Source organism: Shewanella sp. Arc9-LZ, assembly GCF_010092445.1.
GTDB lineage: Bacteria > Pseudomonadota > Gammaproteobacteria > Enterobacterales > Shewanellaceae > Shewanella.
In genome coordinates this window covers 4,380,460-4,393,842 of the sequence record NZ_CP048031.1, presented here as the reverse complement: position 1 = coordinate 4,393,842, position 13,383 = coordinate 4,380,460, and the positions used below count along the sequence as shown (strand labels likewise).

The window sequence follows — 13,383 nt, the reverse complement described above, 5'->3', positions numbered from 1 at the left end:
GGACGCTTACAGTGAAGGTTTTAAATCGTTAGATGAAGCGCGTAAATGGGTCAATGAATTTGTTTATTGGTACAACAACGAGCATCGCCATAGCAGGATTAAGTTTGTGACACCAAACCAGAGACATGATGGTCTTGATGTTGGAATACTGGCGAAGCGAAAAGCGTTGTATCAGACAAAAAGAAATGAACATCCAGAGCGATGGTCAAAAGAAGAGCCAAACTGGCAGCCAACAGGCGATGCGTAGTTAGATCCAGAGCAACATAAAGAAGCTGCTTAACAATTTAGGCGACAACTGTCTTGAAAAACGCCGCTTGCACAACATCATCTAGAATGAAAAAATCATATACCTTAGTAAGATTAATCTGTTTATTGAATTAAAAATTCAACTTTGTTTGCAACTCCATCCCATTTTTCTGCATCAAGGAGTGGTGACTTTTGTTCTGAAATAACAGGCCATTTTTGGCTTAATTCTTCATTTATTTTTATAAAATGTTTTTGTTTATCAGGTAAACTTTCGCGGCTGTATATCGCGCCCACCGGACATTCAGGTTCACACAGTGCACAATCTATACAGGTATCTGGGTTTATGACCAAAAAGTTTTCACCTTCATGAAAACAATCAACAGGGCACACTGAAACACAATCAGTATGCTTACACTTTATACAGTTATCCGTTACATAAAATGCCATATTACTTCCCCTTATTTATCGTTAATTACTTTTCAACAAAAGAACGTTCAATAACATAATCAGAAACATCACCTGTGTGCGTTGAAGCCCTAAAACCTAAATCGTCTAGAAGTTTGCACGTGTCTTTGAGCATACTAGGACTGCCACAAATCATGGCACGATCAGTTTCTGGGGTTAATAGCGCTAAACCTATGTCTTTACAGAGCTTACCGTTAGTGATCAGATCTGTTAATCGACCTTGGTTTTTAAATGGCTCTCGTGTAACGGTTGGATAATAAATAAGTTTTTCTTTCACCATGTCGCCAATATATTCATCGTCAGTCAGCTCTTTAAGAAGGTAGTCGTGGTAAGCCAGTTCACTAACATAACGTACACCATGAACGAGAATTATTTTGTCAAAGCGTTCATAGGTTTCAAAATCTCTAACGATGCTCATAAAGGGGGCTAACCCTGTTCCTGTAGCAAATAAGTATAAATTTTTCGCAGGGGTTAAGTCATGTATAACCAATGTGCCTACTGGTTTCATACTGACCATCACCGTATCGTTTTTTTGTAGATGTTGTAGCCTAGAGGTTAATGGACCGTCTGGCACTTTTATGCTTAAGAACTCTAAGTGTTCAGCATAATTAGCACTCGCTATGCTGTATGCTCGCATTAAAGGTTTACCTTCAACTTCTAATCCGAGCATGACAAAGTGGCCATTATGAAACTTTAAACTTTCAGGTCTGGTGGTTTTAAAACTAAACAACGTGTCATTCCAGTGCTTTACTTCAAGTACTTTTTGGTAATAAAAAGCCATCTTAATTCCCTATATTAAACTTCTGATAATTTTTCTAATTTGGCAGGAACATATTTATGCCAAGGGGTACCAGCAAAAAAATCTTTTCGGTCTGATGATGTCAATTCATTTGGTGCTATACCTATTTGAACCGTTTCACCTTGTGCATTGGTGTAAATAAGCCCCAAGCCATTGGGTAAGCTAATAAATCCTGGCCGTTGCTGCTCAGTAACGAATGCGTGGGTTTGTCCTGAGCCGGTTTGAGTACTTATTTTTACTTGGTCACCGGATTCAATTTTTAACTTATCTGCATCTTCTGGGTGAATATATAAACTAGGTGATTTATTATTTTTATCCCAAGATGCATCTCGAATGATTGTATTTGCCGTTTCACCTCGTCGTTGTCCAGCGGTCAAAATGAAGGGGAACTCTTTTGGGCAAGCCAGTAAACTAGTGTCTAAATTACAAGTTTGTGGGAACAGTTCTGGTAGATATAGTTGAATTTTTTTATCAGTTCTAGTCATACGATTCCAAGTATCGCTATAGTCAGTTCCTGAATCTGAAAATATAAAGCCTGATGGACTATTTAATAAGGTATCAAACATTTTTTCACCGGCTTCCCATAGCGGGCCTGTAAATCCTGCATTGGCAGCATACTTTCGGTTTTTACGAACAAATTGATGACATAAAGCCCAAAAAGGGGCAGCAGATGCAGCGTTTCCTTGGTCAAGAGTGTGACCCAAAGAACGGTACAATAAAGAAGGTAATACTTTCATCAGCTCTGGTTTAAATTTAAGTAATGCAGTGAAAGTAAGAGCAAAGCTTCGTCGACCTAGTTTTGCAGCTCCACGTAAAATAGCTGTATGAGCAGGTTTTAACGCCCCTAATTCCTCAAGTAATAAAGTATGAATTTCAGCTTCAATTTTGGTGCCTGCCAGCTTATCAACAATTGGATGGCGTAATTGGAAAGTATTCCTAGGAAAATCTATTTGAAAAAAGACACATTCATGTTTTTCATAGGCGCTTGATGCAGGTAAAATATAATCCGCAATGCTGGCTGTTTCTGTCATTGCAACATCAATCACTACAGTGAACTCCAACGCTTTCATTGCTTCGCGCATTCGCCCGCTATCGGCATAGGAATGAACAGGATTGGAGCTTTCAATAATTGCTGCTCTAAATCGATTGGGATGGTCGGTTAATATTTCATCGGGAATTTCATTACACGGCAATAAACCAATAATGACTTTTGAGCCAAGCACTGGGCTTACTTTGTAATTAGTATTTTTTTGGGTGCCCTTTACTGAGACGTCACCCTTGCTTGCATCAGATACTGATAATAAAGAAACACCAATATTGGCAGCTCCTTTTTTTGCAAAGTTTCCAGTAATAACAAATAAAATGCGTTGGAGGTAGCTGACCAATGTTGAATTAATATTTTGCTGCGTACCCAGGTCTTCAAATATTGAGACTGATTTCGCCTTAGCTAATCGACGAGTTGCCAGAGTCACTAAATCAACATCTAATTGAGCTATTTTACAATACTCAGCAATGTTTAAATGGGCAAAGTGAGAACGAATTTGACCAAACCCTTCAGTATGATTTGATATGAATGTTGTATCTTCCAGCTCTTCTTGGATTACAATCGCAATCATTGCTGATAACGCCCAAGCATCTGTTCCAGGTTGAAGTTGAAGGTGATAATCAGCGATTTTAGCGGTATCGGTAACACAGGGGTCTAAAACGATCATGGCCCGTTCAGGGTCTCTTGATATTTCTTTTAATACCGTGCGAGCTTGTGGAAAACCATGTGTGTGCCAAGGATTTTTACCTAAAAACACACTGACCTCAGCATTTTCAAAATCGCCATGAGGGCCGCCACCAAACATTTTACCACTCACCCAGAACTCGCCCGTTTTTTCTTGCGCTAAAGCATTTGTACGGTAGCGCACACCTAAAGCCTTTTGCAGGCCATCGCTGTAAAGGCCACCAAGATGATTACCTTGGCCACCACCGCCAATGAAAAGAATTTTATCTCCACCATGGTTTTGTTTGACCTTATTTAAACCTGACGCGACCTCTTTGATTGCTGTTTCCCATGAGACAGCTTCATAGCTACCGTCACTTTTACGTCGCATAGGAGAATTAATTCTATCTTGCCCCATTTGATAATGATTTAGACGGGCAGCTTTATTACAGAGGTAACCTTGCGATGATGGGTTATCTTTATCACCTTTAATTTTTAAAAGCTCTCTGCCTGTTTCACCGCCAGTTTGAATGTCTAGACCACAATTAACACTGCATAGAATGCAAGATGATTTTTTTAACAGTGCTTTTTGTTTCTCTTGTGACATTTTTGCCTCCGGTTATCTACAAAATTAATATGACAATTACACGATTTTTGAAACTACATCTGATACTCAATCCAAAAAGATGGATCTAAAAAGAGAAAGAACAGTACAAAAAGGTCAGTTGAGTTCTATATTGGAACCTTGATTATAATAGGGTTGCAAAATGGAACTTGTCAAGTATAATTTGGGATAGCATTTCATGGTTTTCAAAGGTTTTATTTATGCGATGGGATCAAGTTAATACTCAAACCTGCTCTATAGCCCGTTCCTTATCTATATTCGGCGATTCATGGACATTATTAATTGTCCGACAAATATTCATGAGAATTCGCCGGTTTTCTGATATACAGCAATCTCTTGGTATTACTAAACACAGGCTATCTGATAGATTAAATAGGTTGGTAGAAGAAGAAATAATTTATAAGCATTTGTATGATGAAAAATACAATAGATTTGAGTATAAGCTCACCGAACGAGGGCTTGAGCTTTATCCAGTGCTACTCAGTATTACTGCTTGGGGAGATAAATGGACTGCCGATGCCGATGGAGCACCAGTCGAATACGTCCATAAAAACTGTGGTGAACATGCTAAGCCCATATTATCTTGTAGCCATTGCCATGAACAAATAGATGCGACTAATACCACAATGCGTGTAGGCCCTGGTTTACAAAAAAAATTGAATCGTGGCGAAGTAAAAGAAACAGATATCAATTTATACAGTAGAGCTTTTCAAGATTTTAATAAATAAAGCTAAAATATTATAGCGTCAATACTTGGTTTGTACTGGGTTAGCAAAATTGTCCACTGATTTGTAGTTGATTTTACATTTGGGATAGAAAAATTTATCGAAAAGTTCAATGATGTACAAAAAATAGTAACCCGAAAATGTCCAAATACTAACTACAATCGTGATGACCAAGCAACAAAAAGGAGGGCATCATGGTCATGTTAAACCGTGGGCAACGAAGTGGCGTCAAAAAGGCTTTTTGGCTTGAAGAAATTTAGCGTATTCACTCCAAACTAGAGATTGAGAACAGCTTGATGACGTTAGTACTGCTAAATTTGGCTATTTATAGCGAGCGACTTACTACCTCTGAGAGTATGCGATGTATCTTCAAAGACCTGATATTTAATCGAGTTAAGCATATACAGCAGAAGACTGGCATTGAAGTTCAGTTTAGAAATAGCGACAAGAACTCAACAAAGTCAGATGAAATGCATCTTGCTTTCATCGTTAAGCGCAAGCTATTTCCTTTTCCCCAGCCCTAGATTGAAGCAACAGCCGATTAACTACTCGTTCTATAGATACATTGCTAGGAAACGGGCATTCAATCTTGGACTAGGTCCAACCTGTATGAAACCCACTCTATCATGCAAATCAAATCGACTTTTGTCTATGCTAAAACAAAGAATACTCGAGCAGTGCAGCTTTTGTTAGGCCATAGAAAGGTAGACAATACGATCAGATATCTTGGTGTTGAGTTAGAGAATGCTCTATTACTTCCAGAAAGTACAGATTGCTAATATTAAATGACACTAGAACCTACGGCTACTTTTTCAGCTACAAGTCAGCGGGATTATTGCTGGCTACCCTTTGCACCAAAGTTTGTTAGAACTAAAGCTCTATTTAAGTGTGCTTACCTTTGTTTTCCATAAAAAATTTATCTTATTTTGCTATTTTACAGAGACTAAAATGAGTTACTACTCATTTAATAACGTATTTAGATACCAATATCCTTTAACTGAGATATTAATTTTAGGCACTCTTCCTCAGTTCTAATATTCGTGAAACTTAGAATTAAACTTGGATGAATAGGTCTAGAAGACCATTGCGATAAGGCTTGGGAGAATAATCCTGCTTTCATCATTTTCTCGGCTATTGCCATATCATCGCTTTTCGGATCGTTCAGTTTTACAATCATGTGCATACCACCGGATTGTGGTTCAATTGAAACCCTATCGCCTAAAATTTGATTAAACAATCTGGCTGCTAATTCTCGACGTTCCCGATAGAGTTTTCTCATCCGTTGAATATGTCGAGCAAGGTGACCTTCTTGCATAAAGGCAAGCACGGAACTTTGTATCAAGCCAGAAACATTACCCGCATATAACTCTGAACATTGCTCAAAATTACTGACTTGCTTTTGTGGTACCACGATATAAGCCATTCTTAGACTTGGAAATAGTACTTTACTGAATGTTCCAGAGTAGATGACTCTGTCTTGAGTATCCAAGCTTTTTAATGCAGGTAATGGAAGCCCTGTATGGCGATATTCACCATCATAATCATCTTCTACTATCCAACTCTGATTAGTTTCAGCCCATTCTAAAAGCATTTGCCGACGATTGAGCGATAAAGACACACAGGTTGGACTTTGATGAGCTGGAGTAACAATTACTGCTGCTATTTTATCGTTGTTTGGAATGTTTATTCCGTCTTCATCAACAGGAACAGGGATAACGTTAAAATGGTTATTTTCAAGTATACGACGTGTTAGTGGGTAACCTGGATCTTCAACACCAATATATGATTCTGGCTGCAAAAGCACCTTGCTAATCCATTTTAGCGAATTAACATATCCAGAAGTAATAAACACTTGAGTCGGCTGGCATTGAACGCCACGAGACAGTTGTAAATATTGAGCAATAGCAACTCTTAATTCTGGTATACCGTAAACAGATGGATAAACGAGATTGTCTATATGTGTATTCCTGGCACATCTTGCAGTCATTCTTGACCAAGTTTGTTTAGGGAATGCGTCTAAAGCGGGAATACCTAATTGAAAAGGCATAATATCAGATACTTGAATTTCAGACATGAAACCCGGTTGACGGGAGGTGGCAATAGCCTTTTTAACGGTAGATGGATCTTGAATATCTTGACTGACTAAAGTTCCTGCTTGGCCTTTTGATTCAATGTATCCCTCAGCTTTAAGTAACGCATAACCTTCTTCAACAGTACCTCGCGCAACCCCCATTTCTTTTGCCAGTGTTCTGGCTGAAGGAATACGGTCCCCAGGCTTTAGTATGCCTTGTAAAATAGCAGAGTGAATTCGTTGGTATACTTGTTTGTAAGCGAATTTTCTATTCGGTCGTTTTTCCATTTCAAATATGGCCCATAAAAAAAGTTAATTTATGGCTCTTATAGTAGGCCATAACTATTTGTATCATGCTTAGCTTATAAAGTGATACCTATTCTTGACGTTATTAGAGAGGTTATATGAACGTGATGCTAGTTAATTGCAGTCCAAAGCAACATCAATCCTGCACGTATTCATTAGCGCAGACCATGATTGAGCAGTTGTCGGCGATAGGTTCTGTTGAACTTAATGAAATTGACGTAACTACACTTGTTCATGTCGATGTGGACTATGCTATTGCACTATGTTCGCAGGAAAAACAGCATGTTCAAGCGGTAGGCAGCTTAGCAACTTCAAATCAGCTAATTACTTCACTTGAACAAGCCGATGTAGTGATTATAGCTTCTCCTATGCATAACTATTCATTACCCTCTGGATTAAAGTGTTGGGTAGACCATGTGGTTAGAGCTGGGCGCACATTTGAAATAACTTCAACAGGTAAGCGTGGTTTATTAAGTGATAAACCGGTTTATATCTTCATTTCTGCTGGCGGCGTGTTTTCTGGCGAAGGTGCTTATCAGACAGATTTCTTCACTCCTTATATGACAGAAGTATTGGCGACGATTGGCTTAATGAACGTGATTTTTTTTACGATTGAAGGAACAGCAGCAACCCCAGTTATTGTACAGAAACAGGTTAAATATGTGCATGAGCAAGTGCGAGAACACGTAATGAGCACGTTTTCAGTGAACTAATAAACATTGTTAAAAACCGTTAAGATTATTATTTTTTAGTGCATGTTAACTCACACCTTTAAAGTAATGATTAACTTTTAGATAGAGAAAGAAAGATAGGAAAATTGTTATGGCGACACGTTTTAGTCAATTCATAAAAGCACCAATGATCACATTTTTATGTCTATTTGCATTTAGCCAACATTTGCAAGCTGAGGAGGATTATTCTGCGGAGGGAGAGCGAAGAGCTAAGTCTGCGGGAGAATCACTAGTGGGGTCACCCGCACCGCAAATGAACATTGTCACCATTGATGGTAACAACATCGATCTTGCTCAGGTATACGGCAAAAAGCCAGTTTATATAAAGTTTTGGGCAACTTGGTGTGTACCATGCCGCGAACAAATGCCGAGCTTTGAAGACATCTATAAGAAGTATGGCGACAAAGTACAAGTGATCGCTGTTAATACCGGAATTAGTGATAATTTAAGATCGGTAAATGCTTTTCGTCAAAAAATGGGGTTAACAATGCCAATCACAATCGATGATGGCAAGCTTGCTCGCGCATTTAATTTACGTGTTACCCCTCAGCATTTGTTGATTGATAAAAAGGGTCAGTTTGCATATTTTGGCCACAAAGATGATAAAGAGTTTCACCAGGCTCTGGATAAAGTGGTTGCTGAAAAAACGACTGATAAACCGATAAACAATCCGATGCTTATCGTTAAAGATTCAGGTTACAAGATGGGGGATTCTGTAGCTGATTTATCGTTCTCCACGATTGACAACAAGTCTGTCAACTTCAACTTCAATACCCCAAAAAGTAAAGCCGTGGGGGTGGTATTTTTTGGTCCTTGGTGTGAATGGTATTTAGAGCAAACAGAACCTAAAACATCAAAAGCTTGTACACAAGTACGTGAGCTATTAGAGCAAAAATCTAAGGCAAGAGACATTGAGTGGGTGACTATATCAACCAACCTATGGTCATCGGTTGCAGAACTTCAAGATTACCGTAAGAGCTATCAAACTACGCTACCGATAGTGTTTGATGAAAAAGGCGAACTGTTTAAACTATTTGGGGTGAATCAAGTACCAACGATTATCCTGATTGATGAAATGGGTAAAGTCAGCCTTAAATCATCGATTCAAGATGAAGATTTTAATCAGTCACTTCGCACTATTTCAAGCGTTAACTAAGTATATTTTAACTTTTTGAAGTCGCTGCAATGACTCTATAGCTCTCATAATAATAGAGAGCTAATTGTGACGATGTTAAAAGTGGTGTGATTCAGTTTCTCATTTAAAAAACAGAGATAAGACAGAATGCGTAGTATGAAAATTTTTGTTGTATTAATGGTTTGGTTGACGGGTTTGGTTTGCTCACTTCAACTCATGGCAAATGAACAAAATAACAGGCAGAGCCTTATTTCCGTTTCTATAATGACCAGTTCGGAGCAACCCGCTGCGGGGGGCACCCAGGATATTGCGTTAAAAATGACGCCAAAAGAGGGCTGGCATGGCTATTGGACTAATCCTGGTGATGCTGGATTTTCCAACACGTTAAATTGGACCTTACCGGAAGGAGTAACAATCGGTGAGTTCGAATATCCTGCGCCAAGCCAGTTAGTCACCAGTGATATTATGAATTATATCTATCACGGCGAATATGCCTTGCTTGCACCGTTAACCATAGATCAGAATATTGTTAACGGTACTCAGCTACCCATAAAGCTCAATATTAGCTACTTGGTATGCAATCCCCAAACTTGTCTACCTGAGCAGCAAATCGTTACCACTATGATTGTTGTCGGTGATGGAAATCGCTCCCGTGAACATCAAAACCAATTTAACCAATGGCGACAAAAGATCCCTAAACCGCTGGATGTCAAAGGTGCGTTTTCAATTGAAAATAGCAAGCTAACGCTTTCCCTTCCATTGCCAAGTTCTATTGATACGGCGGATGCTCATATTTATCCGCTTATTAATAACACCATCATAAACAATGCTTCGCAAGTATTAGTTCATCTTGATGATGTGTTAACCATGCAAACTCAGGTAGGTGACGAAGCAGGTAAGTTATTTAAAGGTGTCTTAGTGTTATCTAATGGTACGGCGTTGAGTTTTGATGCTCATCAAACCGATCATGTTGCGTTTATCCCTGATGCTAATGTAACTGATACCCACTCAGAAAGTAAAAATAGCAGCACTACAAATCAAAGCACCTGGTTGATTGGTTTAACTGCATTCTTTGGAGCTATTTTAGGAGGCTTATTACTTAATATAATGCCTTGTGTTTTTCCGATTTTAAGCTTGAAAATTTTAAGTCTTTCTCATCAAAGTTCAGAGAAACAAGCAAAAATTGGTTCAGTCGCTTATACCTTAGGTGCAGTATTGGTATGCGTAATACTTGGAGGCATAATTTTAGGTTTACGCGCACTTGGACATCAAGTCGGGTGGGCGTTTCAGTTACAAAGTCCAGGGGTAATAGCTGTACTAATTGTCTTGATGAGTGCCATAGGTTTTAACTTGGCAGGCTTGTTTGAAATAGGCACATTAACTTCGGGTTCTAGCTTGCAAGACAAAAAAGGACCTGTCGGCGATTTCTGGACTGGCGTGCTTGCTGCATTTATTGCAACACCTTGCACCGGACCGTTTATGGCTACAGCGTTAGGAGCAGCATTAGTGCTACCAATTGGAATCGCGTTTGTGATTTTTGCAGGCTTAGGTTTCGGTATGGCGTTGCCGTTCTTAATAGTGGGTTTTATTCCTGCGTTGCGCACTCGTTTACCTAAACCTGGTAGTTGGATGGCCACCGCCAGACGAATTCTATCTGTACCAATGTTTATCACGGTACTCGGTTTAGTGTGGGTTTTAATGCGTCAATCAAACAATGATTATGTTTTGTCGGTACTTGCTGCGACGATGTTATCGACATTTGGCTTATGGGTAACTGGTATTTGGCAGTATTCGCAGCGCAAAGGAAAATGGTGGCCAAGTATATTGCTTACCTTAGTGCCACTGTATGCCGTTATCTATTTGATGCCAAGTACACCATCTACAACCCCACAGCATGAAATTAGTTCAAATGTTATCTCTTTCGAGCAAGATAAATTAACTGAACTACGATCTAAACAGGATGTGTTTTTATATTTCACAGCTGACTGGTGTTTAACGTGTAAAGTGAATGAAAAAACATCGATTGATCGTGATGAGGTAAAAGCGGCATTTACACAACACAATGTAGTGACGATGGTTGGCGACTGGACCAATGGTAATACTCTAATTACCCAGTTTTTATCACAACATGGGCGCTCTGGTGTACCTTTGTATTTATGGTATAAAAAAGGTGTTGATAAACCACAAATTCTCCCACAAATATTGTCCCCATCAATATTAATGGAACAAGTAACAAATTAACGGTTAATAAATCGTTAACTTTAATCATTATCGTTCATGAGTGATGTTTAAATATTCTAACGTGGTGGCTAATATCTTTTGTCCACAACGTTAGATGTGAGGATGTAGTTGATTAGCTATTTTGACCAGGACCTTGAGGTTATTCGTAAATCAAAACTTGCGGTCATTGGAAAATTTGGCTAATTCATTTGTAACTAAATTAGTATTTTAACTGACTTATTACTGTCCAATTACGTGTTACGTTTAGATTTTGATAATTGATGTAATGGCACATGTTTCAACTATATAACTTAAATGATGGTACATTTCCTTTAACATCATGTGGAGAGAAATCAGTTAAAAGCTTTATTTCAGATGATAACTTACATAGTTAGGGGCTAGAAATTGATTAACTCGGACGTTTGATTCGTATTTAAACTGACTATATAGTTAATACCAGATTTGATTAAATCTATTAAAGAAATCACTATGGGTCAGGGGAATAAACCATGTATAGGAGAAGATTAAACTCTGTTTTTCAACAAGAAAAATAACAAAATCATTAATACTCTAAAGTTGAGGCGGAACTTGACCTCTTTTGGTTTTAGTCACTTTATATGTAAGGCTTCCGCTCAACCCTTATCATGATGGAGCAGAGTATCTGCTCATATTTCGATTTAATGATAATCATCATTATCGTTAACATGGCTTACTATCTTTTTTGGTCGTGGAGGCTCCCAAGTGAATGGGAGCCTGACTCATTTAGCTAGCCGCCATGGTGTCCGTGATGACCACCATTGCCGTTACCGCACTCATGTACTGTCTGCTGGCCTCCCTGTGTTCCTGCTTCTATAGTGATTGAACCAGAATCTTTAAACATAACAAATTGGCCACTAGTCATATCATCGTTGACAGGGTCATCTAAATGACCTAAGCAGCTGTAGCCGACCCGATAGTTTCCCGCTGGCAAATAACCCATGGCAAAGTGCCAGTTGCCGTCAATATCCTGCATCATAGGACTTACCGCAGTCGGTAGAGTTACCCCCTCAGGAGGATTGTTTCTCATATCCGTCATTTGATCAATATTAGTTACCTCTTCAGGATACAGATAGGCCATGTGACTAAATTGTCCCCCGATCGGAGTCCGGTCGGAATAAGTTGTCTCGCAATCGGCAATCCATTGAGGATCTACTTCACCCAGCAAGTGGCCCATATAGCGATTATCAATGGACCACATCGCTTGATGACCTAAATGGTATTCTCCTTGTTGATATGAAAGGCCACGATACAAGTCAATTTCCATGGTGATAGAAATATGCTGGCCAGCTACTATTTCAAAATCTGAAACTGGAAGTTGTCCATCGGCTACATACAAACCGTGTCGACCCTGGCCATCTTCAACATAGCAGCCGTCATTGCCATCGCCCTGTTGGATGGTGACATAGGCATCATGGTACTGACCTAGGGGTAAGTCGATATTATCGACTACAAGATGGCTGTCCATCCCCTGAAAATCGAGTAGATTAAACGTCATATCCTGTAAATCATGTCTATGGATTACGCCCTCAGCATCAGTCATGACCAGTTCCCCCATGACCATACCAACATGAGAAACTCCAACCATAGGTGAATCAGAAATAGCTAAAGAGAATTGCCCCTGAGGTAATACTTGTTCTGCTACCGTCACAGTAGTATTTGAATCACTCCCGCATGCGCTAAGTAAAAAAATCGAGGATAACAACATTGTTCTACAAATCGTCATAAAGCCGTCCTGAGTATATGAAATTAATCTAATAATACCCACTAAGAGGTGGTTCTGGTGGTTTGTTGGATATAAATGTGACTCAGAACAATGTATAAAATTAAGCCAGTGCTGTTAATGAATGAAAAACGTAATATTTTCATTCAACTACACTGTATTCAAAGACATGGGATTAGGGGATAACGTCTAACAAGTTATATTCAAAGCGAGTTAATGGTAGCAACGACCCGTTCCAAATCTAATCTGCATAATCTTGCTTTTTCTAATCAATTTTCATGATGCAATGGTACGATAATAATGGTTAGCAATTCAGGTGAATTACTCAATCAAATATACTGCGGGTATAATCAGGGGTATCTGAATTACGACTTTGTATTAAGTTTCATAAAATCAACAGTTTGATTTTAAATAGGCAGCATGATGTAATCTAGCTTGTCTAAATCGGTGATAACTGCGTTGCTTCACCACTCGTTTAAGAAAGCTAAACGTCGTGGTAAAGCGCCTTGTTCTAACCCGATTTATCCTGCGCTATATACATTGTTGTTCTAAAGCCTAGAAGCTTAGAGCTAAATTTCTTGTAAGAGAAAAGA

Annotated in this window: 9 protein-coding genes and 1 pseudogene; 5 read left to right on the top strand and 5 right to left on the bottom strand. The window is 38.9% G+C overall.

Annotated features, from left to right (window positions below; all coding sequences use genetic code 11):
* Nucleotides 1-10 precede the first annotated feature (10 nt).
* A pseudogene (locus GUY17_RS18925) lies at nucleotides 11-247 on the top strand (IS3 family transposase); the annotation flags it as partial.
* 122 nt (nucleotides 248-369) lie between these two features.
* Here GUY17_RS18925 and fdxA read toward each other — a convergent pair.
* Genes fdxA through GUY17_RS18910 form a run of 3 tightly spaced genes read right to left on the bottom strand, consistent with a single transcriptional unit; the run spans nucleotide 370 to nucleotide 3,825 of the window.
* Nucleotides 370-693, bottom strand: coding sequence for a ferredoxin FdxA (gene fdxA / locus GUY17_RS18920; RefSeq protein WP_123776730.1), 324 nt, complete (start codon nucleotides 691-693; stop codon nucleotides 370-372).
* Between the two features lie 25 nt (nucleotides 694-718).
* Nucleotides 719-1,492: a ferredoxin--NADP reductase gene (locus tag GUY17_RS18915; RefSeq protein ID WP_162024008.1), complete on the bottom strand. Its 774-nt coding sequence runs from the start codon at nucleotides 1,490-1,492 to the stop codon at nucleotides 719-721.
* Nucleotides 1,493-1,506: 14 nt separating this feature from the next.
* Nucleotides 1,507-3,825 (bottom strand): molybdopterin-dependent oxidoreductase, encoded by a 2,319-nt coding sequence (locus tag GUY17_RS18910; RefSeq protein ID WP_123776728.1) that lies wholly within the window; start codon nucleotides 3,823-3,825, stop codon nucleotides 1,507-1,509.
* A 218-nt stretch (nucleotides 3,826-4,043) separates the two neighbouring features.
* Here GUY17_RS18910 and GUY17_RS18905 point away from each other — a divergent pair, with 218 nt between their 5' ends.
* Complete coding sequence (locus GUY17_RS18905; protein WP_123776727.1) at nucleotides 4,044-4,571, top strand: helix-turn-helix domain-containing protein; 528 nt, start codon at nucleotides 4,044-4,046, stop codon at nucleotides 4,569-4,571.
* A gap of 973 nt (nucleotides 4,572-5,544) precedes the next feature.
* Here the strand turns inward: GUY17_RS18905 and GUY17_RS18900 are convergent.
* Nucleotides 5,545-6,927, bottom strand: coding sequence for a PLP-dependent aminotransferase family protein (locus GUY17_RS18900; RefSeq protein ID WP_123776726.1), 1,383 nt, complete (start codon nucleotides 6,925-6,927; stop codon nucleotides 5,545-5,547).
* A 116-nt stretch (nucleotides 6,928-7,043) separates the two neighbouring features.
* Here GUY17_RS18900 and GUY17_RS18895 point away from each other — a divergent pair, with 116 nt between their 5' ends.
* The 3 genes from GUY17_RS18895 to GUY17_RS18885 all read left to right on the top strand — a co-directional run bounded on the left by GUY17_RS18895 (nucleotide 7,044) and on the right by GUY17_RS18885 (nucleotide 11,052).
* Nucleotides 7,044-7,658 (top strand): FMN-dependent NADH-azoreductase, encoded by a 615-nt coding sequence (locus tag GUY17_RS18895; protein ID WP_162024007.1) that lies wholly within the window; start codon nucleotides 7,044-7,046, stop codon nucleotides 7,656-7,658.
* A gap of 109 nt (nucleotides 7,659-7,767) precedes the next feature.
* Nucleotides 7,768-8,832, top strand: a complete 1,065-nt coding sequence (locus tag GUY17_RS18890; RefSeq protein WP_123776724.1) for a TlpA disulfide reductase family protein — start codon at nucleotides 7,768-7,770, stop codon at nucleotides 8,830-8,832.
* 135 nt (nucleotides 8,833-8,967) lie between these two features.
* Complete coding sequence (locus GUY17_RS18885; protein ID WP_162024006.1) at nucleotides 8,968-11,052, top strand: protein-disulfide reductase DsbD; 2,085 nt, start codon at nucleotides 8,968-8,970, stop codon at nucleotides 11,050-11,052.
* Nucleotides 11,053-11,797: 745 nt separating this feature from the next.
* Here GUY17_RS18885 and GUY17_RS18880 read toward each other — a convergent pair.
* Complete coding sequence (locus tag GUY17_RS18880; protein ID WP_162024005.1) at nucleotides 11,798-12,793, bottom strand: DUF4382 domain-containing protein; 996 nt, start codon at nucleotides 12,791-12,793, stop codon at nucleotides 11,798-11,800.
* Nucleotides 12,794-13,383: the final 590 nt, after the last annotated feature.